We start from the raw sequence: 22,972 nt of genomic DNA on the forward strand, positions 1-22,972 counted from the left end.
CGTGTACCTCCTGTCGGTCTCCCCCGATCCTTCCCCCGGAGGCCGCCCGGTACCTCAGGACCAGTGCGCCACCGCGTCCAGGTGGGGCAGCACGTGGTCGAGGCGCTCGCGCTTCGTCCGCAGGTAGGTGATGTTGTTCTCGCACGGCTCGATCAGCAGCGGGACCGTTTCCGCAACCTCGATGCCGTGCCGTACCAGGGACTCGCGCTTGCGCGGGTTGTTGGACATCAGGCGTACCGAACGCACCCCGAGGTCGCTCAGGATGCCGGCGGCGACGCCGTAGTCGCGGGCGTCGACGGGCAGTCCGAGCGCGAGGTTGGCCTCGACCGTGTCCAGGCCCTCGGCCTGCAGGGCCATCGCGCGCAGCTTGCCGAGCAGGCCGATCCCGCGGCCCTCGTGGCCCCGCAGGTAGACGACGATGCCGCTGCCTTCGGCGACGACCGCGCGCAGTGCGGCGGCCAGCTGGTCACCGCACTCGCAGTGCTGGGAGCCGAACGCGTCCCCGGTCAGGCACTCGGAGTGCAGCCGGGTCAGCACCCGGTCGCTGTCGATGTCCCCGTAGACCAGGGCGACCTGCTCGTCCCCGCGGTCGTGGTCCAGGTAGCCGATCGCCTGGAATTTCCCGTACACGGTGGGCAGCGGTGCATTGACGACGCGTTCCACGCCCGAACGCCGTGGGGACTTCGTGCCGAGTACGCCGATGTTCTCTGTCATGATCTGATTCCTAAGAGGAGACGAAAGGCCGTGAAATGATGAGTGGTTCGGGCGCGCGTACGGCGGCATACGGCTTGTTGCCGACGGACACCACGGAAGAGGTACGGACCAGGGGGGCGGGCGTTTCAACACAGGTCGCGGTCCTTCCCGTGGGGAGCTTCGAACAGCACGGCCGCTACCTTCCGCTGGCGACGGACACCCTCGTCGCCTGTGCCGTCGCCCGGGAGATCGCCGCCGCGTACCCGGTGCACCTGCTGCCGCCGGTGACGGTCTCCTGCTCGCACGAGCATGCCGCCTGGCCGGGGACCGTCAGCATCTCCGCGGTGACGCTGCACGCGGTGGTGACCGACATCGCCGCCTCGCTGCGCCGCTCGGGCGTCGAGGCGCTGGTCGTGGTCAACGGCCACGGCGGCAACTACGTGCTGGGCAACGTCGTGCAGGAGGCGTCCGCGCGGGGCGAGCGGCTGGCGCTGTACCCGGCCGCGGAGGACTGGGAGACGGCGCTCGCGAAGGCCGGGGTGGAGACCTCGGCGCTCACCGACATGCATGCCGGGGAAATCGAGACCTCCATTCTGCTGCACGCTCATCCCGAATTGGTCCGCCCTGGTTATGAGTCCGCCGATTTCACCGCTGACGACCGTCGTCATCTCCTCACCCTGGGAATGTCCGCCTATACCGAGTCGGGCGTCATCGGCCGCCCTTCCCTCGGGTCGGCGGAAAAGGGGAAGGAACTCCTGTCGAGCCTCGCGGATTCCTTCGGCGCGGTTTTCGAACTGCTCACCGCCGGGCGGGAGTAACGCAGTCCGGCGTACCAGCGGACGACCAGGACCACCAGGCCCGGCAGGGCCGCCACGAAGCTGAGGACGCCGTAGACGACCGCGGTGGCGAAGCCGCTGTCCGCGCCGAGGCCGGCCGCGGCGAACGCCCAGGCGGTGACGCCCTCCCGGGGGCCCCAGCCGCCGACGTTCAGCGGCAGGCCCATGGCGACCAGGGCGAGGACGGCGATCGGGACGAGGACGGCCACGGAGGCGGCCGAGCCCGCGACCCGGGCGGCCACCACGAACATCCCGACGTGCCCGGCGAGGATGACCGCGGAGGACAGCGCGACGCCCGGCCCGTTCCGCCGCGACAGCAGCGCGCGGCGGGCCTCGCCGAGGGTGGCGCGCAGGGCACCGCCGCGCTTGCCGGGCGACTTGTTCATCCGGACGGCGAGCACGATCGCGCACGCGCCGGCCACCCCGGCCGCCGCCAGCGGGGCGAAGCTGCGCACGTCGGCGCGGACCGGCGAGGGCAGGATCAGCAGCGCGCCCGCGCCGAACACCGTCAACGCGATCTGTCCCGCGGTGCGTTCGAGGACGACGGCGCGGACACCGCGCCCGATGTCGCCCTCGCTCTGTCCGTGCTTGACCGCCCGGTGCACGTCGCCGAGCACCCCGCCGGGCAGGGCCGCGTTCAGGAACAGCGCCCGGTAGTAGTCGCCGACGGCGGGCCCGAGCGGGAGCCTGAGGCCGAGGCTGCGGGCGACCAACTGCCAGCGCCAGGCGCTCAGCACGGTGGTGACCGCGCCGACCGCCAGGCCGACGACCAGCGTCGGGGTGTCGATCCGGCGCAGTCCGTCGAGGAAGACTCCGGTGCCGAGCCGCCACAGCAGCACGGCGATGATGGCGGCGCCGCCGAGGGTGCCCAGGTGGGTGCGGAGGGCCCGGAGGTTGAGGCGCCGGGGCACGGCCGGCGGGGCGACGGGCGCGGACTGCCGGACCAGCGTGGGGGTGCTCATGAGGTGCCTCCGGTCGGCCGGGCGAGCGCGAGCAGGTCACTGTGGTGCACGACGACCCGCAGTTCGCCGGCCGCGTTGGCGGCTAGCCGCTCGGCCAGGTAGGCGTCGGCGCGCTCGGCCAGTTCGGGGCGCTGCTCGACGGCCGCGCCGACCCAGCCGCGCAGCCACTGCTCGGTGAGCGCCTTCTCGTTCGGGCCGAGCCGCCACGCGCTGGGGTGCACCTTCACGGTGGCGCCCCGGTCGGCGAACGCCTCGCAGGCGGCGGTGACCGCGTCCGGGCCGAGCATCCCGCCGCGCCGCTGGTGGGCGTTGAACGCCTCGGCGAGCTCCGCGTCCAGCGGGTGGGAGGGGGTCAGTTCGACCCGTCCGGCGACCGACAGGGTGAGCAGCGCGGGGCAGCCGGCCCCGGTGCAGGCCTCGGCGAGTATGTCGACCTCCTCCCGGGTGAGCACGTCGAGCAGCGCGGACGCGGTGACCAGGGAGGCGCCGATCAGCGCGTCGGGGGTGAGGCGGGCGACGTCACCGCGCCGGGTCTCCACGGTGACGCGGCTGCCGTCGGCGGCCGCGCGCGGCGAGGCGACGGCGGCGAAGTGCAGCAGGTAGGGGTCGCGGTCGTGCAGGATCCAGTGCTGGGCGCCGTCCAGGCGGGGGGCGAGCCAGCGGCCCATGGAGCCGGTGCCGCAGCCCAGGTCGTGCACGACCACGCCGCCCGCCTTGCCGGGCAGGTTGGCCAGCCGGATCCGCAGCGGGTCCAGCAGGTCGTGCGCCCGGGCGGCCGCGTCCGCGCTCTCCCGCAGCTCCAGCCACTCGGGGGCGTACCGCGGCGGCTCCTCGGGCCCGGTCTCCCGCAGCCGTACGGTGGCCCGCTCGCCCGGACGGACGACGGGACCGGCTCCGGCGATCACCTCGGAGGGCGCCTGTTCGCGTTCTCGTCCCACTCCCGCATCCGTAACATCCGTCGGCCCGGGCTGCGCGGGGATCGCGCCGACCGGAGTAGTGGTGGTGGTCTCGCTGGTCATGCCGCCCTCCGGGGTTCGTCAGGGAGTCGGAGCAGGACTCCGGCCAGGCTGCGGGCGGTGGTCGCCCAGCCGTCGAGCGCCGCCCGCCGGCCGCGCGCGGCGGCCTTGAGACGGCGGCGTACGTCCGCCTCGCCGAACCAGCCGCGCAGTTCGACGGCGAGGGCGGCGGGGTTCTCCGGCGGTACGAGGATGCCGGGCACCCCGCCGTCGGGGGCGCGGCCGACCGCCTCGGGCAGTCCGCCGACGTCGGTGGCGAGCACCGGGATGCCGCGGGCGAGGGCCTCGGTAACCGCCATGCCGTAGGTCTCGGCGTACGAGGTGAGGACCATCAGGTCGGCGGCCGCGTAGCTGGCGTCGAGGTCGGCGCCGGCGCGGGGACCCGCGAGGTGCAGCCGGTCGGTCAGCCCGTGCTGGGCGATGAGCGTCCGCAGGTGGGCGACGTACTCGGGGTCCTGGCCGAGGCCGCCGACGCAGGTGCAGGTCCACGGCAGGTCCCGGACCGCCGCGAGCGCCTCGACCAGCCGGTGCTGGCCCTTGCGCGGGGTGACGGCGGCGACGCACAGCAGGTGCGAGACGCCGTCGGTGCCGCCGGCCAGCGGGGCGATGTCGGCGCCGGGGGCGGCGACATGGACCCGGTCGGGGGCCAGGCCGTGGTGCGAGACCAGCCGTCGTACCGCCCAGTCGCTGGTCGCGATCACGGCGGGTACGGCCCGCAGCACGGCGCGCTCGCGGGCGTCCAGGTCGGCGGCCACGGCCGCGTCGAGGCCGGTCTCGTCGCCGAGCGGCAGGTGCACGAGGACGACGAGCCGCAGCCGCTCCGTCTCCGGTACGACGATCTCCGGGACCCCGCAGGCCACCAGGCCGTCGAGGAGGACGACCGCCCCGTCGGGCAGCTCCCGCAGGGTGCGGGCGAGGGCGTCGCGGGCGTCGGTGCCGGGGCGCGGCCAGGAGCCGTCCACCGTGTGCCGGGTGACCTGCCATCCGAAGCCGGGCAGGTCCAGGCAGATCCGCCGGTCGTAGGCGTTGCCGCCGCTCGGGTTGGCCGGGTCGTCGACGCCGCCCGGCATGACGAAGTGCACGTTGCGCAGGGACATGGGGAGGATCCCGATGCTCGCCGGGGCACTGGTCTCGGAGGCGGCCGCGCGCTGCGCGGGCACGTAGGTGAGGGCCGACGGGCGGCCGATGGCCATGTCGGTCACAGGGCACGCTCGTAACTCGCCCAGGCGACGTGCGACTCGTGGAGGGTGACGGTCAGTCCGGCGAGGCCCTTGGCGCCCTCGCCCAGCGCGCCCTTCTCGATGCGCTCGGCGAGCCGGTCGGCGATGACCTTCGCGAGGAACTCCGTGGAGGTGTTGATCCCGGCGAAGTCGGGCTCGCTGTCCAGGTTTCTGTAGTTCAGCTCGCTGACCACGGCGCCGAGTTCCTGGGTGGCAAGACCGATGTCGACGACGATGTTGTCGTCGTCCAGCTGTTCACGGCGGAAGGTGGCGTCCACGAGGAACGTGGCGCCGTGCAGTCGCTGCGCGGGCCCGAACACCTCGCCGCGGAAGCTGTGGGCGATCATGATGTGATCGCGGACGGTGATGCTGAACAACGGACGACCCTCCAGGTGCGGCGCGTCTGGTCCCCCGGCTGATCCCTGCCGGGGGATGCCCTTAATACGGCTCTTGGCTTCCCCGCGTTCAGTCCACTCTCACTCTTTTCTCAGGTCAGGACCTCTTGGCGGCCCGCACCGGCCGTTATTGGACGTTCCGTCAGCCGTTGTCGCCGTAGCGGACCCGGTGGCAGAGGGCGGGAATCTCCCCGGAGGCGAGTTTCGGGAGCAGCTCCGGCAGCTCCTCGAACGCGCTCTCCCCGGTGATGAGGGCGTCCAGCGCCGGGTCGGCCAGCAGGTCCAGGGCCAGGGCGAGCCGGTCGGCGTACGTGCGGCCGGCGCGGGCGGCCGGGGAGACGGTGCCGACCTGGCTGCTGCGCACGGTGAGCCGACGGGAGTGGAAGGCCTCGCCGAGCGGGAGGGCGATCCGCCGGTCGCCGTACCAGCTGAGGTCGAGGACCGTGCCCTCCGGTGCGAGGAGTTCCAGCGCGCGGGTGAGGCCCTGTTCGGTGGCGCTGGCGTGCACGACGAGGTCGCAGTCGCCGAGGGCGTCCTCGGGGGCCGCGAAGTCCACGCCGAGCGCCTCGGCCGTCTTGGCCCGGGCCGGGTCGGCGTCGACCAGCTGGAGCCGCAGTCCGGGGAAGCGGGCGAGCAGGGCGGTGACCGAGCAGCCGACCATGCCGCCGCCGATCACCGCGATCCGGTCGCCGACCAGCGGCGCCGCGTCCCAGAGGGCGTTCACGGCGGTCTCGACCGTGCCCGCGAGTACCGCACGTGCCGGGGGTACCCGCTCCGGTACCACCGTCACCGCGCTCACCGGAACGACGTAACGCGTCTGATGCGGATACAGACAGAAGACCGTACGCCCGATCAGCCCATCGGGGCCCTGCTCGACCACGCCGACGCTGAGGTAGCCGTACTTGACCGGGCCGGGGAACTCGCCCTCCTGGAACGGCGCCCGCATCACGGCGTGTTGGCTCTCCGGCACCCCGCCCCGGAACACCAGTGTCTCGGTGCCACGGCTGACTCCCGAGTACAGCGCGCGCACCAGGACCTCACCCTCGCCGGGCTCCGTGAGGGTGACGTCACGCAGCTCTCCGTGGCCCGGGGAGCGGAGCCAGAACGCGCGGGCCGAGGAGTTCATCGGCATCCTCCTGAACGATCGGGAAGTGGTTCACGTACGGAGTTGTGCACAGCGAGAAGTGCACAGGCCGCGCACAGTACGCGGCGTTGATCGACTCTGTCATTCGGCCGGAGGACGTGCGGTGGCCCTGAACAACACTTACGAAGCCAGGCTGGTCCAGCAGGAGACCGCTGTGGGAGCGGGCGTGCAGATCCTGTTGCTGGCCCTGCTCGGGACGGCGATCGGCATGGGGCCGGCCGGCTGGCTGACGGGTCTCGCGTTCGCGATAGCCACCTGGGCGGTCCTCTCCCGGGCCCTGCACCGCACCCGCCCCCGCTCCTTCGGCCCTGCCAACCGGGTGACCCTCGGCCGCGCGATCCTGGTCGGCGGCGTGACCGCCCTGGTCGCCGACTCCTTCGAGAGCTCCCCGCCGGTCACCCTCCTGGTCGGCCTGACGGCCGTGGCCCTCATCCTCGACGGGGTGGACGGCAAGGTGGCCCGCAAGACGGGTACGTCGACCGCGCTGGGCGCCCGCTTCGACATGGAGGTCGACGCGTTCCTGATCCTGGTGCTGAGCGTGTACGTCTCGACGCAGCTCGGGCCGTGGGTCCTCCTCATCGGCGGGATGCGCTACGCGTTCGTCGCGGCCGCGAAGGCGGCACCCTGGCTGAACGCCCCGCTGCCGCACTCCATGGCCCGCAAGACGGTCGCCGCGATGCAGGGCATCTGCCTGCTGCTGGCCGGCGCGGACCTGCTGCCCTACGCGGCCAACCTGGGCGTGGTGCTGCTGGCGCTCGGCTCCCTGGTGTGGTCGTTCGGGCGGGACGTGCTGTGGCTGTCGCGCAACGCGCGGACGGCGGTGCCGGCGCCGGTGCCGGTGCTGGAGGTGCCGGCGGAGGCCGCGTCCATGGAGTCTTCGGAGATTTCCGTCGAGGGCATCGAGTTCCTGGAACTGGCGATGCGCTGACCCGGGGCCGCCGGCCGCCCCCGTGGCACCGTCGCACCGGCACTGCCCTTGCTGCTTACCGCCCTCGGCTGCCGCGCCCGTCGTCACCCTGCTCGACCCACAGATGGACCGGCCCGCGGAGCACGGGGCTGCGCCGGTACGGCGGGGGGTCGGCGAGCAGCGCCGGGTGGTCGAGGCGGCGTACCAGCTCGCCCAGTGCGATCTGGGCCTCCCGCCGGGCCAGCGGGCCGCCGAAGCACAGGTGGATGCCGCTGCCGAAGCCCAGGTGCTGGTTGTCGCGCCGGTCGGGGTCGAAGCGGTCCGGGTCGTGGAAGCGCTCCGGGTCGCGGCTGCCCGAGGCCAGCATCAGCATGACCTGCGAGCCCCTGGGGATGACGGTGTCGGCGACGGTGATGTCGCTGTACGCGGCCCGCCAGGGAATGATGTGCACGGGCGGCTCGTAGCGCAGCAGTTCCTCGACCAGCGGCACGACCAGGTCCGGTTCGCCGCGCAGCCGTTCCAGGATCTGCGGGTGGCGCAGCAGCGTCAGCATGCCGTTGGTGACGAGGTTGGCGGTGGTCTCGTGACCGGCGATGAGGAGCAGCCTGGCGGTGGCGACGACATCGGCGTCGGTCATCCGCCCGTCCGGCCCGTCGTCGTTGGCCAGCCGTGCCAGCAGGCCGTCTCCCGGCCGGCCGTGACTCCGCTCCACCAGCCCGCCGAGGCGCTGGTACAGGTCCTCGCGGGCCTGCACTCCCTTGTCCAGTCTCTCCTTCGGGTCGGTCGCCGGGTCGTAGTCGATCGAGCTCATGATGTCGTGCACCCAGAGGTGGAACCTCGGCTCGTCCTCACGGGGCACGCCGAGCAGGTGGCAGGTCACGGTCACGGGGAACGGGACGGCGAAGTCGTCGACGACGTCGATCCGCTCCTTGCCCGCCACGTCGTCGAGCAGGTCGCCGACGGTGGCGGTCAGGAAGCCTTCGAGCCCGGTCACCAGCCCAGGGGTGTGCGGGGGGCCGAACTGGCGCGTCGCCATCCGCCGCAGGCGGTCGTGCTCGGGCGAGTCCATGTGGATGAACGACGACGGGGGCGCTCCGTCGTCCGAGGGCATCGGGGGCGACAGGTTGCGCACGTCAGAACTCAGGTGCGGGTCGTTCAGCACGTCCGTGATCTCGCGATACGTGCTGATGACGTAGCTGCCGTCCTCCTGCCGGGCCACCGGCGTCCTGCGCAACTCGGCATACAGCGGGTAGGGGTCGGCCCGGGCGGACTGGTCGAAGATCCGTTGCAGCGTGTCGGCCGTCCCGGTCGTGGCCGTCCGGCGCACCTCCCGCTCCCGCCGATGCCGGCGTACGGCGGTGACCCGGGGCTCACCGGGGGCATCGCCTGTGACGACCGCCGTGGCGCCCCGCGCGAGCAGGGCGGGGTCGGGGAGGTCGACGGGCACCGGTTTCCCGTCGGGCGGCCGGTCGGGCGTGGGGCAGGGCGGCGGGAAGGGCGCGGCCGTCTCGATCAACCGCCGGTAGTGGTCCAGCCGCTTGCCGTTGTCGAAGCTCACGGCGGCCGTGACACGGCCCCGGTAGCCATATGCGGTGACGAAACGGAGGTCGCCCAGCGATCCCTGGACGACGGCCGTCTCGTCGGCGAGGGTCGGCACGCCGACGGACTTGATGTTGACGCCGAACTGGATCGACCAGAACCGCGGGACGGAGACGTGGGAGCGGCGGTCCGCCGGGGCGCTGACCATGTTGTGGGCGGCGACCTCCGCCTGCTCCACGGCGTCGGCCCAGTGCTCCAGCGAGATGAGCCGGGATCCGTAATGGGGGTTCGGGCAGAGTGCCACGTCTCCCGCGGCGAAGACGTCGTCGGTGACGCGGCCGTCGACGTCGAGGGCGCGGCATCCCGTGTCACAGGTGACTCCCCACACGCCCGCCGCCAGTCCGGAGCCCCGCAGCCACTCGGTGTTGCGGATGCTTCCGAGTGCCACCACCGCCACGTCGGCGTCGATCGCGCTGCCGTCGTCGAAGTGGGCCCGGCGAAACCGTCCCCGCGCGTCGCCCTCCAGCGAGGTGACCTCGACCCCGCACCGCAGGTCGACCCCGTGCGCGCGCTGCATCTCCGCCGCCACCTCGCCGATCATCGCGCCGAGCGCCCCCACGAGCGGGTACGGCGCGAGTTCCGCGACGGTCACCGGGATGCCCCGCTCCCGGCAGACGGAGGCGATCTCGGAGCCGGTGAATCCGGCACCGATGACCAGCACCCGGGACGGCCCGGCGGCGAGGGCGCGTTGCAGGCCTTCGGCGTGCTCGCGGGTCCGTACGACGAACACGCCCTCCAGCTCCGCCTCGCTCGGCACGAACCAGGGCCGGGCCCGCACCCCGGTGGAGATCAGCACCCGGTCGAAGGGCACCTCGCGTCCGTCGGCGAGACGGACATGGTTCGTCGCGAGATCCAGCCCGTCGGCGGGCACGCCCAGCAGCCACTCCGCGTCGATGGCACGACGGCGCGGCAAAGTGGTGCTCCCCGCCGGCACCCACCCGGTCAGCACCTGCTTGGACAGGGGCGGACGGTCGTAGGGCTCGCACGGCTCGTCACCGATCATCGTCAGCGATCCGGTGAACCCCTCGTCGCGCAGAGCCTCCGCGGCCCGCAGCCCCGCCAGCGACGCCCCGACGACCACGATGCGGCCGTCGCGCCGGAACGCACGGAGGCTGTCGGTTCTGGTCACCCCGCCCTCCACAGGAAGCTGGGAGCTGAAGGCACTCGAGGCCGCGCCACTCCGGTGCGCGGCAAGGGGCTGCGGCGAACGGCGTCCGATCAGGGACTTGTCCCCGGCCGTTGGATTCTGGTCGCGTGAGCGGCGCTCATACCGTCAGAGGGTCAGCGTAAACAGCGGCACCGATGTCGGCGAGTCGACTGCGAGTCGACTGCGGTGCGCCTCTCGGCCTCGTGCGCACGGCAGCGTGATCAAATGGGGCATGGCATCGTCCTGGACCGGTGAACGGGTACGCCTGCGCGCTGTCGAGCCCGGCGACTGGACGGCGTTCATGCGTCTGGCCGACGACGACGGTCGGCGCGGGGGCAGGCTGGATCTGCCGCGGTCCGCCGAGAGCTACCGTGCCTGGGCGAAGGAGCAGGCCGTCGCCGAGTGCGACGACGACCGCTTCCGGCTGGCGGTCGAGGCGACGGCCACCGGAGAGCTGGTCGGCGCCGTCGGCTCACATCGCACCGGCCCCCGTTCAGGCTGGTTCGAGCTTGATGTCACGATCGGCGCCGACCACCGGCGCCAGGGCTACGCGTCGGAAGCCGTGGTACTGCTGCTGCGCTTCATGTTCGCGGAGCGGCGCTATCACAAGTGCCTGGCGGCGGTCTTCGCCGACAACGAGGCATCGCTGGCACTCTTCCGTCGGCTCGGCTTCACCGAGGAGGGGCGCTTGCGGAAACACGTCTTCTTCGCCGGCCGGCACCACGACCTCGTCCTGATGGGCATGCTCGCCGAGGAGTTCGACCAGCGGCACACGAAGAGCCGACCATGAGCCGGCCATGAGCCAGTCGTGAGCCGGCCGTGAGCCGGCCGTCCACGCGGGGCCGGAAGCGGGTCGGAGCGCCGGGTTGCCCTCAGCCGCGCGAGGTCGCCCGCAGCCGCAGGCCGGCAGTCGCGAGGCCCTCGAGGGTGGTGACGTGGTAGCTGGGTTCCGGTCCGGGCGGCTCGCTCAACCGGTGGCGGCGGGCGGTCTGTGCGGTCAGGAGCGTCAGCATCGCCATGGCCAGAGCGGTGCCCTCGCAGCCGTGCGGTCCGGTACCGAAGGAGAGGAAGGCCCCGGGTTTCGTCGGCGAGCCCGCATCGGAGAGCCAGCGCTCGGGCCGGAACCGGTCCGGCTCGGGATGTTCCCGCGCGTCGCGCTGGGCGGTGTAGGGGCAGACGAGAACGGTGGACCCGGCGTCGATGGTGTAGTCGGCCAGCTGGGTCTCTCGTGGGGCGCGCCGGGCCAGCAGCCAGCTGGGCGGGTACAGCCGGAGCACCTCGCTCACCAGAGCCTGGGTGTACGGCAGGCCGCCGAGGTGGGTGCTGGTCGTCGCGGCCGGGTCCGCGGGCAGCGCGGCGGCTTCGGCCGCGACGAGGCTCGCCGCCTCGGGGTACCGGGCCAGGTGGAGCAGGATCCACCCGGCTGCCCGGGAAGGGGTCTCGAAGGTGGCGACGGTGATTCCGGGGAGCGTGTCGAGGATGGCCTCCTCCGGCAGCAGGCCGTGGCGGGGGGAGGGCCGGAGCATCAGTCCCAGCACGTCGTCACCGAGCCGGCCCGATGAACGACGGCGGCGGACGACGGGCCGCAGGGCGTCGGTGAAGGCGATCTGCTGCCGGGTGCGGAACCGCCGTGCCGGAGTGGGGACCCAACGCGGCCATACCCAACGCGAGGGCTGTACGAGTACCTCCCGGGCCAGGAAGAGCTGCGCGGCATGGGGCAGCAGGGCGGGAGCGTCCTCGGAGAACAGATAGCTGACGCCGATCTCGGCCAGGGCGTGCCGGACCCGAGGCAGGATCTCGACGTCCCGGCCCGTGGGCCACTGGTCGGCGAAACGAGCGGTCCGGGACGCGACCTCACCGATCCGGGCCGCTACCGCCTGCGCACGCAGTCCACGCATGCGGGCCGCGTGAGCGTACGCACGCTCCTCGCGCTCCTCGGGTGTCGGTGCCCCGCCCGACCGCCTCAACGGCGGGAAGAGAGGCGAGGACTCCTTGGGGAAGTCCTGCGCGCGACGCAGGACCGCTTCGCACGGCCCGGCCGCGGCGGCCACATAGACCCCCGGCTCCAGCTGCCAGACGTCCCCGCACTCTTCGGCGCCACGGCGCGCCAACGCCAGCCGGTCGCGGCTCCAGGCCGCGAAGCTGCCTTCGGGCAACCGCGGCGGCTCGTTCCCTCGGCCCATGAGACCGTCCCTGACCTCTGGCGGGCGCCCATGGGGCGCCCGCCGGCGGTGCGATCACACCGAGTCGTCGCCGTACGCCGCCCAGTCGTGGGCCCCGTACGCACCGTAGTGGCGGGTGAAGGACAACTTGCGAAGCAGCTTGGCTATCACGATGCGCTCCTTTCACCTCTCCGAGCCCTACCGGTAATGGGTTCGGAGGGGAAGTTCCCGCTAGCACAAAATGGCACATAGGTAGCATATGACGCATTGCCATATGCGGAGCATCGGTCGCACGCATGGATCCGAGGCGCGGGCCGAGGCCCGCCCCACCGGACGAGATCCAGCGGGGCGGATCCGAGGCGGCCGCCTACGCACGTTGGCCTACGCACGTTGGCCTACGCACGTTGGCCTACACGCGTTGGCCTACACGCGTTGGCCTACGACCGTGCGCCCCGCGTCCGTACGACGGCGAACGCGGCCGCCGCCAGGCCCAGGGCGCCGACGATCAGGCCCGCGATGCCGAGGCCGCGGGCGGTCGAGTCGCTGGAGTCGGCGGCCGCGGTCGTCGTCTTGGCGCTGCTCTTCGCGGCCGACGCGGTCGAAGCGGTGTCCTCGTCGCCCGCCGCCGTCAGCTTGAGGACCGGCGCCGGGTTCTCCGGCTCGTCGTCGCCGCTCTGCGCCTCCTCGATCCACCGGACGACCTTGCCGTCGGAGTAGGTCTGGAGGGTCTTGAAGGTCAGCTGGTCGGTGTCCTCGGGCAGCTGCCCGAAGGCGACGTCGAAGTCCTGGTACTGGCCGGCGCCGATCTTGCCGCCGGTCCAGGTGACCTCGGAGACGGCCTCGGTGATGGTGCCGTCGTCGGTCTTCACGGGCGTCTTGAGCTTGGTGGTGGTCACCTTGGCGGTCCAGCCGTCCTGCGGGGTGACGAGGACGCCCAGGACCGGGTGGTCGGTGGGCAGGTAGACCTGGACCTTGGTGGTGGAGGCGGTGTCCTCCTCGTTGGGCACCCGGAAGGTCAGCACGCCGTCGGTGGCGCCCTTGGCATAGCTCTCGGGGTGGACGGTGACGTGCGCCGAGGCGACGCCGGCGGCGACGAGGACGGACGCGGCGGCGAGCGCGGTGACGGTGGCGGCGCGGCGCAGGGTGTGACGGGTCGCAGAGACAGCAGGCATGAGTGAGTCGATCTCCGTACGAGTGGTGTCTGTTAGAGAGTCTTACTGGTGTTAGACCGTGTACGGGATCGGGTTCGGGGGGCCGCGTCGGCTCACGGCGTGCCGCAGCGCGAGCAGCGGGCGGGGCCGTATCGGGGCGGCCTGGGCCAGGCGGGGGCCGGCGGCCCGGGCGGGCAGCGGGGCATCCCGCCACCAGGCGGCCAGACCGGGGACGAGCGCGGCGGTCCGCCTCAGCAGCGACCACAGCGCGGCCTCGCCGCGCCGCAGCCACCAGGAGGCGACGAGCGCGGCGACGACATGGGCGACGGTGGCGTGCGCGGTCAGGACGTGGACCTGCGGGTGCTGCTGCGCGGCACCGGCCACACCCGCCACACCCGCCATACCGGCCATGGCATGACCGTGCATGCGCATGGGGGCCATGTTCATGGTGGACGCCGGAGCCGGGCCGACCGCGCGGGCCGCGTCGAAGCCGAAGTGCAGGCCGGCCTGGGTGAGGAGCATGCCGACGCCGATCTCCGGCAGCCCACGCTCACGTCCCGCGAGGGCGCGGCCCAGGGCGAACACGGCGGCGAACCCGGCCGCGTCGGCCCACAGCGGCGGCATGTCGCCCATGGCGAGGCCGTGGCCGGCGGCAGCCAGGAGCACGCACACCGCGGCGAACACCGCGGCACGCAGGCTCCGTACCGCCGGTGACGCATTCATGGTGAGCGATCCTCCCACGGTCGGGGGATACGCGAGGCAGGGACGCCCCGTTCACTCACGGCTGGGGTTTTCCCGTGCGATGGCCGTGGCCTGCTGTGAGGGCTCCGGCGCAGGGACCGAACCGCGTCTTCGCCCGCCGTCCCATTCCGGTGCCCCCCACACAGACCGGCTGATAACGTGTGAAGATCGCATGGATCCTGGTGGGGGGACGCCGCCGGGCTGGAGAGCAGGAAGACAGTGCGTATTTCCCAGATTCTCGACAAGGTGGACTCCGGTGACATCGCTCTGCCGGAATTCCAGCGCGGATACGTGTGGACGCGTGATCAAGTACGCGAGTTCTTCCAGTCGTTGTATCGGGGTTATCCGATCGGCGGCTTTCTCACCTGGAGCACCAAGGCCGAGACCACGCAGACCAGAGGCGACGGCGCGGCCCGGGACGGCGCGATCCACCTCCTTCTGGACGGCCAGCAGCGCGTGACGACGCTCTACGGTGTGACCCACGGCCGTCCGCCCCGTTTCTTCGAGGGGAATCCGGCGACCCTGGCCGGTCTTCACTTCAACCTGGACACGGAGGCGTTCGAGTTCTACGCGCCGGCGAAGATGAAGGACAACCCGGTCTGGGTCGACGTCTCCTCCCTGCTGCAGCAAGGGCTGGCAGGCCATTTCCAGCAGGTCACCGAACTCACCCAGGGGGACGGCCGGCTGTACGGCCCCTACATCGAGCGGCTCAACCGGATCACCCAGATCAAGGAACGCGACATCCACATCGACGAGGTCACCGGTCAGGACAAGACCATCGACGTCGTCGTCGAGATCTTCAACAAGGTGAACTCGGGCGGCACCAAGCTCTCCAAGGGCGATCTGGCGCTGGCGGCGATCTGCGCCTCCTGGCCGGAAGCCCGGCCCACGATGAACGCGGCGCTGTCGACCTGGTCCGACGCGGGCTTCGACTTCAAGCTGGACTGGCTGCTGCGCAATGTCAACGCCGTGCTGACCGGCGAGGCACAGTTCTCGAAGCTTGCCGATGTCGATGTGCCCACGTTCCAGAAGGGCCTGACGGAGACCATCGACTCCGTCGCCCATCTGCTGAACGCCCTGGGTGGTCGGCTGGGCCTGGACCACGGCAAGGTACTCAGCGGCCGGGGCGCGTTCCCGGTGATGAGCCGGCTGCTGCACGACCACGGCGGCCGCTTCCCGGACGCGATGACGCGGGACCGGCTCTTCCACTGGTACGTGCACAGCTTTCTGTGGGGTCGGCACACGGGCGCCACGGAGACCGCCCTCAACCAGGACCTCCAGGCACTCGAGGACGGTGGCGTCGACCAGTTGACCGACCTTCTGCGCCGCAGCCGCGGCGGCCGGTTGGAGGTCAGGCCCGACGATTTCGTGGGCGCCGGGATGGGATCGCGCTTCTATCCGCTGCTCTACATGCTCACCCGAGTCCACAGGGCGCAGGACCTGGGCAGCGGGGTACCGCTACGGGACGGCATGCTGGGGCGGCTGAGTTCGCTCCAGGTGCACCACATCTTCCCCAAGGCGCGCCTGCGCGAGTACGGGTACAACCACGCCGAGATCAACGCGGTCGCGAACTTCTGCTTCCTCACCCAGGACACCAACCTGCGGGTCGGTGCCAGGAACCCGGCGGACTACCTGGCGGAGATCACGCAACGGGTGCCGGGCGCTCTGGAGTCGCAGTGGATCCCCGTGGATCCGAGGCTCTGGCGCGTCGAGAACTACCTGGACTTCCTCGCGGCCCGTCGCGAACTGCTGTCCTACGCGGCGAACGACTTCCTGGACACCCTGCACGACGGACCGTCGCCCGTCGATCTCATGGCGGCCACTCGAACCGGTCTGCCCCCCACCACCGTGGCCGTGGCCGGGTCGGCGGTGGACGACGTCCCCGGCCTCGCGTCGCTGCTGACCGAGGTGGAGAAGGCCGGGTTCGCCGCCCCGGAGCTGGACAGTGAGGTCATCGACCCGCGCACCGGCGCCGCGATCACGGTGGCGGCCGCCTACTGGCCGCAGGGGCTTCAGGAGGAGGTGGGCGCTCCCGTGGTCCTTGCTCTGGATCCGACGGCGAAGGAGCAAGGGGCGTTGGAGGCGAGCGACTACCGCGTCTTCCACAGCGCCGACGCTCTGCGGCAATACGTCACGAACATGCGCGCTCAGCACTTCGAGCAGTGATCCGGCCGGGGCGAGCGGCGGTGCCCCGTCACAGGACCCGACGGAAGATCGAGCCTCGGGCGGGTCTGCTCCCGCCCGAGGTCCCGGCGCACCTGCGTCGTGCTACTTCTTCTGCTCCACCCGCACCCAGTCCACCTCCGCCTGCACTCCCCCGGCCGCGATCTTGTCCACGCTGGACTGCGGGAGGCCCCAGTAGGGGGTGGTGACCTGGTTCCAGCCGGCCGGGTAGGCGCCGCCGAGGGCGAGGTTGAGGATGACGTACTGGTTGTGGTCGTAGACCCACTGGCCGCGGGTCGACTCCAGGACGTTGCGGGTCGTCTCCTGGACCAGGGTGTCGTCGACGTAGAAGCGCATCGCCGTCGGCGTCCACTCCACCGCGTAGGTGTGCCACTGGTCGATGGTGCCGCCGTTCGGGAAGGTCTGGCGGGCACCGATGTTGCCGTCGGCCGAGTAGCCCGGCCCGTGGAGGGAGGTGCTCGTCCAGGTCGGGTAGCCGATGTTCTCCATGATGTCGGTCTCGCCGGAGGCCGGCCAGGAGACCGACGGGTCGTCGACGTTGCTGCCGAGCAGCCAGAAGGCGGGCCAGAAGCCGTCGCCCACGGGGAGTTTCATGCGAGCGCTCACGCGGCCGTACGTGAAGTCGAAGTGGGTGTCGGTGTCGATGCGGCCCGAGGTGAAGTCGTAGGTGCCGCCGCCCGCCTGGGTGCAGCCCTTGCAGTACTTGGCCTTGAGGATCAGCTCGCCGTTCTGCGTCTGGATGTTGTCCGACGAGTCGACGTACGCCTGTGCCTCACCGTTGACCGAGCCCATCTCGGTGCCGGTGCGCACGACCCGCCACTTGGAGCGGTCGAGCGAGAAGCCGGTGAAGTCGTCGAAGAACGTCGTCTGGTAGGTGCCGGACTGGTCGCCGGGGAGGGCGGGGTAGGCCGCCGAGGCGCTGCCGCCGGTGCCCCAGACCTGGAACTCGTAGAGGGAGTATCCGAACTGCGCGGTGTAGGGCGCCGGGTTGTAGAAGCTGCGGCGCTCCTTGCCGAGCATGCGGACGTAACGGCCGGTCGCCGGGGAGGAGAGGGTGACCGTGTCGTGCAGACCGGAGGCGTCCGAGGGGGACACGACGTTCGCGCGGCGGGCGGCGATGTCGGCGGCCGACGGCTCGTACACCGTGCGCCAGTTGACGTTGTCGTCGGAGACCTGGAGGAGGTAGTCGACCGCGTACGCCGACTCCCAGTAGAGGTCCACGGAGGAGATCGTGGAGGTGGCGCCGAGGTCGACGGAGATCCAGCGGTCGGCGTTCCAGTCGCTCGACCAGCGGGTGTAGTCGCCCTTCAGGTCCGCCGGCCAGCCGCCGTCGGTCGCGAACGCCGGTGAATTGCCCGCGTGCTGGTAGTAGTTGGAGTACGCCGGGTGGTTCAGGGCCAGGTTGGTGACGGTCGAGGACGCGGGTGCGGGTTCACCGCCGTAGACCTTGAAGTTCCAGAGCGAGTAGCCGTAGGGAGTGGCACGCTGGATGCCGCGCATGCGGACGTAGCGGCCGGTGACCTCCTGCGGGTAGGTGTGGGCGGTGACCGAGCCGCCGGTGCCCGCGGTCTCGGTGTAGAAGGGCGTCCAGTCCGTGCCGTTCTTCGAGGCCTCCAGGACGTATCTCCTGCCGTACGCGGCCTCCCAGTCGAGTTGCACGCTGTCGATGCGGATCGTGGTGCCGAGGTCGATCCGGATCCAGGCGTCGTCGGCGAAGTTGCTGGACCAGCGGGTCGCGCCGTTGGCGTCGAAGGCCAGGCCGGGGGTGGTGCCGGCGTTCTCGTAGCCGGAGGCGGTGACGGCGGAGGGGTTGGCGGCGTAGGCGGTGTTCGCGCGGTCGGTGTCCCAGGTCACGGCGGTGGCGGCCGAGGATGTGGGGGCGGCGAGGATCGTGCCGGAGGTCAGCAGGGCGGCTGCCGCGAGGGCGGCCAGGACGGTACGGGGGATGCGGGTCGGCATGTGGGTCTCCTGAGCGTCGACAGTTCCTTCGGTTGTGTTGTGGGCATGACAGATCAAGCTCCGTGCCTGGTGCTCGTGCGGAGGGCGACGACGCATGACGGTCGTCTGTGCGGTGGGCGCGGAACTCCCCTGGTCCGCGCCCACCGCGGTGTGTGTCAGGCCGCCCGGCGGGCCTGTCCCCGGTGGTCGCGGATGATGTCCGCGTACCGGTGGCCGCTGCCCTTGATCGTGCGGACCTGGGTGCGGTAGTCGACGTGGACCAGACCGAAGCGCTTGTCGTAGCCGTACGCCCACTCGAAGTTGTCCAGCAGCGACCAGGCGAAGTAGCCGGCCAGCGGGGCGCCCTTGCGGGCCGCCGAGGCACAGGCCGCCAGGTGGGCGACCAGGTACTCCTGGCGCTCGGGGTCGTCGACGGTGCCGTCGGGGCGGACCACGTCCGGGTAGGCGGAGCCGTTCTCGGTGACGTAGATCTTGCGGGCGCCGTACTCCTCGGTGAGGCGCAGCAGCAGCGTCTCGATGCCGCTCGCGTCGATCTCCCAGTCCATGCCGGTGCGCGGGACGTCGGGGCGGTAGACCGAACGGGCGTAGGGCGCGGGGCCGTCGGGGTCGTTCTCCACGTACGCCGGGAAGTAGTAGTTGAGGCCCAGCCAGTCGAGCGGGGCGGCGATGGTCGCCAGGTCGCCGGGACGCTCGGGGAGTTCGACGCCGTACGTCTCGACCATGTCGGCCGGGAAGCCGCGGCCGTGCACCGGGTCCAGCCACCAGCGGTTGACGTGTCCGTCGTGGCGGCGGACGGCGGCCGCGTCCTCGGGACGTTCGGAGGCGGCGAAGACGGTGGAGAGGTTGTTGACGATGCCGACCTCGGCGCCGGGCGCGGCGGCGCGGATCGCCTGGGCGGCCAGGCCGTGGCCGAGGAGCAGGTGGTAGGAGGCGCGGACGGCCGCCGTGAGATCGGTCCAGCCGGGGGCCATCTTGCCCTCCAGGTGGCCGATCCAGGCCGAGCAGGAAGGCTCGTTGAGGGTGGTCCAGTGCTGGACCCGGTCGCCGAGGCGTTCGGCGACGACGGAGGCGTACGCGGCGAAGTGCTCGGCGGTCGCCCGCTCCGGCCAGCCGCCCCGGTCCTGGAGGGCCTGCGGCAGGTCCCAGTGGTAGAGGGTGACCGACGGGGTGATGCCGGCCGCCAGCAGGGCGTCGATCAACTCGTCGTAGAAGTCGAGGCCCTTGGCGTTGACCGGGCCGTCGCCGCCGGGCATCACGCGCGGCCAGGCGACCGACAGCCGGTAGGCGTTCGCACCCAGTCGGCGCATCAGGCCGATGTCCTCGCGCCAGCGGTGGTAGTGGTCGCACGCGACGTCGCCGTTGTCGTCGCCTGCGATCTTCCCCGGGGTGTGCGAGAAGGTGTCCCAGATGGAGGGTGCACGGCCGTCCTCGGCGACGGCTCCCTCGATCTGGTACGCCGCGGTTGCCGTGCCCCACAGGAAGTCGTGCGGGAGGGCGGCGAGGTCGATGGTCACGAAATTCCCTTCGGAACTGGCTTCGTTACGAAGCGTGTTCACTTGACGGCGCCGGCGGTCAGCCCGGCGACGAGGTAGCGCTGGAGGAGCAGGAAGCCGGCCACGACGGGGACGCTCACCACGAGCGAGGCGGCCATGATCTGGTTCCAGTACACGTCGTTGAGGGTGGAGTAGCCCTGGAGACCGACGGCCAGCGTGCGGGTGGTGTCGTTGGTCATGACCGACGCGAAGAGGACCTCGCCCCAGGCGGTCATGAAGGCGTAGACGGCGACCGCGACGATGCCGGGGATCGCGGCCGGTACGACGATCCGCAGCAGCGCGCCGAGCGGCCCGCAGCCGTCCACCAGCGCCGCCTCGTCCAGGTCCCGCGGCACCGAGTCGAAGTACCCGATCAGCATCCAGATCGAGAACGGCAGCGAGAAGGTCAGGTAGGTGAGGATCAGACCGCCGCGGGAGCCGAACAGGGCGATGCCGGTGGCGTTGCCGATGTTGACGTACAGGAGGAACAGTGGGAGCAGGAAGAGGATGCCCGGGAACATCTGCGTGGACAGCACGGTGACCGTGAAGACGCGCTTGCCGCGGAACTCGTAGCGGCTGACCGCGTAGGCGGCGAACACCGCGACGACGACCGAGCAGACGGTCGCCGCGACCGACACGATCAGCGAGTTCACGAAGTACTTGGCGAGCGGGACCGTCGACCAGATGTCGATGTACGGGCGGATCGTCAGCCCGCTCGGCAGCCAGCGGAACTTGCCGGTGACGTCCGCGAGGGGCTTGAGCGAGCTGGAGATCATCACGTACACGGGGATCAGCACGAACCCGGCGAGCAGCGTGAGGAAGATCCGGCGGGACCAGAGGAAGGACCGCGGCGGGGCCATCGGCGAGCTGGGGCTAGACATCGGCGGTCCTCCGTCCGCGCGAGGTGAACACCAGGTACACGCCTGTCACCACGAGCAGGAAGAGCAGCAGGAGCACGGACATGGCCGAGCCGGTGCCGAAGTTCCAGGTGACGAAGGAGGCCTGGTAGATGTGGACCGAGATGAGGTCGGCGGCCTCCGGGGCGGACTTGCCGAACAGGACGTACGGCGTGTTGAAGTCGTTGAACGTCCACAGGAACAGGACCAGGATCAGCACCTGGTTGACCGGGCGCAGCGACGGCAGGGTGATCCGGCGGATCTGCTGCCACATGCCGGCGCCGTCCAGGGCGGCCGCCTCGTACAGCTCCCGCGGGATGTTCTGGAGTCCGGCCATCACGATCAGGAAGGCGAACGGCCAGCCCTTCCACACCGACACGGTCAGCAGGGCGTAGAAGCTGTTGTCGCCGATCAGCCAGAAGGACGGCTTGTCGGTGAGGTGCAGCTGGTCGTGCAGGACGTGGTTCACCAGGCCGTTGTCGTGCTGGAACATGAACACCCAGGTGATGACGGCCGCGTAGACCGGCAGCGCGTACGGCACCAGGAACAGGGCGCGCAGCAGGCCCCGGCCGCGGAAGGTGTCCTGCATGAAGACCGCGGCCGCGGTGCCGATCAGCCAGCACAGGCCGACCGAGAGCAGGGTGAAACTGACGGTGACGAAGAAGGAGTGCAGCAGGGCTTTGCCGACCGGGGCGTCGAAGTCGACGGACATCTTGTAGTTGCCGAACCCGGACCAGGGTGCGGTGGTCCAGTCCCGGATGTAGAACTGGGTGAGCTCCTTGAAGCTCATCACGACGCCGATGACCATCGGGATGAGGTGGACGAGGAGTTCGAGCAGCAGGGCGGGCAGGAGCAGCAGGTACGGCAGTCCGATCCGGCGGATCCGCCCGGGGCGGCGGCCCGAGCCGCCCGCCGCCCCGGGGGAGTTCGCACGCACCGGCTCTTGTACGGCGGTGGTGGTGGTCGTCATGGTCCTCAGGCCGCCGGCATCTGCTGCTGGGCCTTCTCCAGCTCGGCCTTCACGGAGTCGGTGGTGACGGCCTTTCCGGCGGCCACGGCGGCGAAGAGGTTCTTCACGGCCGTGCCGACGGTCGTCTCGAACTGGGACTCCGAGGCCACCTGGGGCAGGGCCGCGGCGCTGGTGGCGAGGGTGTTCTTCAGGACGGAGTTGGCCGGGGTGTTGAAGGCCGCGTCCTCCTGGGCGGTCTTGACCGGCGGGATGGAGCTGTAGGCGGTGTTGAGGATCTTCTGCTCGTCGTCGCTGGTCATGAACTTCACGAACTTGGTGGCGCCGTCCAGGTTCTTGGTGTTCTTGAAGACCGCCAGGTTGATGCCGGCGACCATCGAGTTGACCTGGGTGCCGGTGCCGGGGGTGCCGGACTGCACGGGCACCGGGGCGATGCCGTAGTCGCTGTCGCTCATGCCCTGCGACTTGAGGTTGGCGGAGGCCGACTGCCACAGCAGCATGGCCTGCTTGCCCTTGGCGAAGTCGCTGACCGACTGGTTCTGCGCGTACTCGGCGTCGCCGGTCGGGATGACCTTGTCCTTGGCCATCAGGTCGACGTACTGCTTGACCGCGGCGACGATGTTGTCGTTGGTGAAGTCCGGCTTGCCGTCGGCGGTGAAGAAGTCGGCGCCGTGCTGCTTGGCGAAGACGAAGACGTGGTGGATGTTCTCCGAGACGTTGCCGCCCTCGGCGCCCAGCACCGACTTGCCCTTGGCCGATATCTTCTTGCCGTCCGCGATCAGCTCGTCCCAGGTGACCGGGGGCTGGGAGATGCCGGCGTCGGCGAAGATCTTCTTGTTGTAGTAGAGCGCGTACGCCATCGAGTACAGCGGTACGGCCGCCGGGTCCTTGCCCACGGCGCCCGTGGAGCCGAGCGCCGAGTCGACGAACCGGTCCTTGCCGCCGATCTTGTCGAAGTTCTTGGCGTCCCAGGGCAGCAGCGCTCCGGTCGCCTGCAGCGAGGCGCTCCAGGTGTTGCCGATGTTCAGCACGTCGGGGCCCTGGCCGGACGTGGTCGCGGTGAGGATCCGGTTGAGCAGGTCGGACCAGGGCACGACCTCCAGCTTGACCTTGATGCCGGTCTGCTTCTGGAACTTGTCGAGCTCCGGCTGGAGCGTCTTCTTGTCGATCTCGATGCTGGCACCCTGGTTGGAGGCCCAGTAGGTGAGCGTCTTCGGGGAGTCGTTGGACCCGCCCCCGGTGGACGAACCGCCACCGCAGGCCGTGGCCGCGAGGGCGAGAGACATGGTGACGGCGCCTACGGCCGCGGCTCGGATGCTGCGCATGGCTCCAGCTGTGCCTTTCCGGGAGTCGAGAACCCCGAGAGGGCTTCGCGAAGGCCGGCGCCCGCACGTGCGGACGCCTGGACCGACGTTCGGCTTCCGAAGCCCCTCATGGCTTAATTTAGGACGTGAGTTAATC

The 22,972-nt window shown here is 71.0% G+C and carries 18 protein-coding genes and 2 pseudogenes; 4 read left to right on the plus strand and 16 right to left on the minus strand.

Features of this window, described 5'->3' with window-relative positions; genetic code table 11:
- Positions 1 to 54: 54 nt before the first annotated feature.
- Entirely contained in the window at positions 55 to 714 is a 660-nt protein-coding gene (gene ribA / locus ACFWPQ_RS32835) for a GTP cyclohydrolase II (RefSeq protein WP_361302153.1), read from the minus strand.
- Between the two features lie 38 nt (positions 715 to 752).
- Between ribA and ACFWPQ_RS32840 the strand changes: the two genes are divergently transcribed.
- Positions 753 to 1,511 carry a creatininase family protein gene (locus ACFWPQ_RS32840; RefSeq protein ID WP_384042823.1) on the plus strand — a complete coding sequence of 253 codons (759 nt, stop codon included), beginning with the start codon at positions 753 to 755 and terminating at the stop codon, positions 1,509 to 1,511.
- A gap of 50 nt (positions 1,512 to 1,561) precedes the next feature.
- On the opposite strand, the pseudogene ACFWPQ_RS32845 reads toward ACFWPQ_RS32840, so the two are convergent.
- The 5 genes and pseudogenes from ACFWPQ_RS32845 to ACFWPQ_RS32865 all read right to left on the minus strand — a co-directional run.
- Positions 1,562 to 2,491, minus strand: a pseudogene (locus ACFWPQ_RS32845) (YbhN family protein); the annotation flags it as partial.
- Positions 2,488 to 3,510: a trans-aconitate methyltransferase gene (locus ACFWPQ_RS32850; RefSeq protein ID WP_384042747.1), complete on the minus strand. Its 1,023-nt coding sequence runs from the start codon at positions 3,508 to 3,510 to the stop codon at positions 2,488 to 2,490. The pseudogene ACFWPQ_RS32845 and the gene ACFWPQ_RS32850, both read right to left, overlap by 4 nt.
- Positions 3,507 to 4,700 (minus strand): glycosyltransferase family 4 protein, encoded by a 1,194-nt coding sequence (locus tag ACFWPQ_RS32855; protein WP_384042826.1) that lies wholly within the window; start codon positions 4,698 to 4,700, stop codon positions 3,507 to 3,509. The genes ACFWPQ_RS32850 and ACFWPQ_RS32855 overlap by 4 nt, the downstream gene beginning before the upstream one ends.
- Positions 4,701 to 4,705: 5 nt before the next feature.
- Complete coding sequence (locus ACFWPQ_RS32860) at positions 4,706 to 5,104, minus strand: 6-pyruvoyl tetrahydropterin synthase family protein (RefSeq protein ID WP_383717815.1); 399 nt, start codon at positions 5,102 to 5,104, stop codon at positions 4,706 to 4,708.
- A 160-nt stretch (positions 5,105 to 5,264) separates the two neighbouring features.
- On the minus strand, positions 5,265 to 6,248 hold the full coding sequence (locus tag ACFWPQ_RS32865) for a dehydrogenase (RefSeq protein ID WP_384042750.1): 984 nt from the start codon (positions 6,246 to 6,248) through the stop codon (positions 5,265 to 5,267).
- Positions 6,249 to 6,369: 121 nt separating this feature from the next.
- Between ACFWPQ_RS32865 and ACFWPQ_RS32870 the strand changes: the two genes are divergently transcribed.
- Positions 6,370 to 7,194, plus strand: a complete 825-nt coding sequence (locus ACFWPQ_RS32870) for a CDP-alcohol phosphatidyltransferase family protein (RefSeq protein WP_384042752.1) — start codon at positions 6,370 to 6,372, stop codon at positions 7,192 to 7,194.
- A 55-nt stretch (positions 7,195 to 7,249) separates the two neighbouring features.
- Here ACFWPQ_RS32870 and ACFWPQ_RS32875 read toward each other — a convergent pair whose 3' ends face one another.
- Together ACFWPQ_RS32875 and ACFWPQ_RS32880 are read right to left on the minus strand one after the other, a co-directional pair.
- Entirely contained in the window at positions 7,250 to 8,284 is a 1,035-nt protein-coding gene (locus ACFWPQ_RS32875; protein WP_384042829.1) for a cytochrome P450, read from the minus strand.
- Positions 8,285 to 8,530: 246 nt separating this feature from the next.
- Positions 8,531 to 9,901 (minus strand): annotated as a pseudogene (locus ACFWPQ_RS32880) (NAD(P)/FAD-dependent oxidoreductase); the annotation flags it as partial.
- 250 nt (positions 9,902 to 10,151) lie between these two features.
- Between ACFWPQ_RS32880 and ACFWPQ_RS32885 the strand changes: the two are divergent.
- Positions 10,152 to 10,709 (plus strand): GNAT family N-acetyltransferase, encoded by a 558-nt coding sequence (locus ACFWPQ_RS32885; protein ID WP_384042755.1) that lies wholly within the window; start codon positions 10,152 to 10,154, stop codon positions 10,707 to 10,709.
- A gap of 82 nt (positions 10,710 to 10,791) precedes the next feature.
- On the opposite strand, the gene ACFWPQ_RS32890 is transcribed toward ACFWPQ_RS32885, so the two are convergent.
- From ACFWPQ_RS32890 to ACFWPQ_RS32900, 3 genes are all read right to left on the minus strand, one after another.
- Positions 10,792 to 12,102 (minus strand): cytochrome P450, encoded by a 1,311-nt coding sequence (locus ACFWPQ_RS32890; protein WP_384042758.1) that lies wholly within the window; start codon positions 12,100 to 12,102, stop codon positions 10,792 to 10,794.
- 416 nt (positions 12,103 to 12,518) lie between these two features.
- Complete coding sequence (locus ACFWPQ_RS32895) at positions 12,519 to 13,253, minus strand: YcnI family protein (protein WP_384042761.1); 735 nt, start codon at positions 13,251 to 13,253, stop codon at positions 12,519 to 12,521.
- 51 nt (positions 13,254 to 13,304) lie between these two features.
- On the minus strand, positions 13,305 to 13,955 hold the full coding sequence (locus ACFWPQ_RS32900; protein ID WP_384042763.1) for a hypothetical protein: 651 nt from the start codon (positions 13,953 to 13,955) through the stop codon (positions 13,305 to 13,307).
- A gap of 237 nt (positions 13,956 to 14,192) precedes the next feature.
- Here ACFWPQ_RS32900 and ACFWPQ_RS32905 point away from each other — a divergent pair, with 237 nt between their 5' ends.
- Positions 14,193 to 16,139 (plus strand): DUF262 domain-containing protein, encoded by a 1,947-nt coding sequence (locus tag ACFWPQ_RS32905; RefSeq protein ID WP_384042766.1) that lies wholly within the window; start codon positions 14,193 to 14,195, stop codon positions 16,137 to 16,139.
- A gap of 102 nt (positions 16,140 to 16,241) precedes the next feature.
- Here ACFWPQ_RS32905 and ACFWPQ_RS32910 read toward each other — a convergent pair whose 3' ends face one another.
- The 5 genes from ACFWPQ_RS32910 to ACFWPQ_RS32930 form a co-directional block, all read right to left on the minus strand.
- Positions 16,242 to 18,116, minus strand: coding sequence for a discoidin domain-containing protein (locus ACFWPQ_RS32910; protein WP_384042768.1), 1,875 nt, complete (start codon positions 18,114 to 18,116; stop codon positions 16,242 to 16,244).
- Between the two features lie 155 nt (positions 18,117 to 18,271).
- Positions 18,272 to 19,630, minus strand: coding sequence for a GH1 family beta-glucosidase (locus tag ACFWPQ_RS32915; protein ID WP_384042771.1), 1,359 nt, complete (start codon positions 19,628 to 19,630; stop codon positions 18,272 to 18,274).
- A 38-nt stretch (positions 19,631 to 19,668) separates the two neighbouring features.
- A complete protein-coding gene (locus ACFWPQ_RS32920; RefSeq protein WP_384042774.1) occupies positions 19,669 to 20,529 on the minus strand; it encodes a carbohydrate ABC transporter permease in 861 nt (286 codons plus the stop codon).
- Positions 20,522 to 21,514: a carbohydrate ABC transporter permease gene (locus tag ACFWPQ_RS32925; RefSeq protein WP_384042777.1), complete on the minus strand. Its 993-nt coding sequence runs from the start codon at positions 21,512 to 21,514 to the stop codon at positions 20,522 to 20,524. The genes ACFWPQ_RS32920 and ACFWPQ_RS32925 overlap by 8 nt, the downstream gene beginning before the upstream one ends.
- 5 nt (positions 21,515 to 21,519) lie before the next feature.
- Positions 21,520 to 22,836 carry an ABC transporter substrate-binding protein gene (locus ACFWPQ_RS32930; RefSeq protein WP_384042780.1) on the minus strand — a complete coding sequence of 439 codons (1,317 nt, stop codon included), beginning with the start codon at positions 22,834 to 22,836 and terminating at the stop codon, positions 21,520 to 21,522.
- Positions 22,837 to 22,972: the final 136 nt, after the last annotated feature.

The organism is Streptomyces sp. NPDC058464 (assembly GCF_042721035.1).
In the GTDB taxonomy this organism is placed as follows: domain Bacteria; phylum Actinomycetota; class Actinomycetes; order Streptomycetales; family Streptomycetaceae; genus Streptomyces.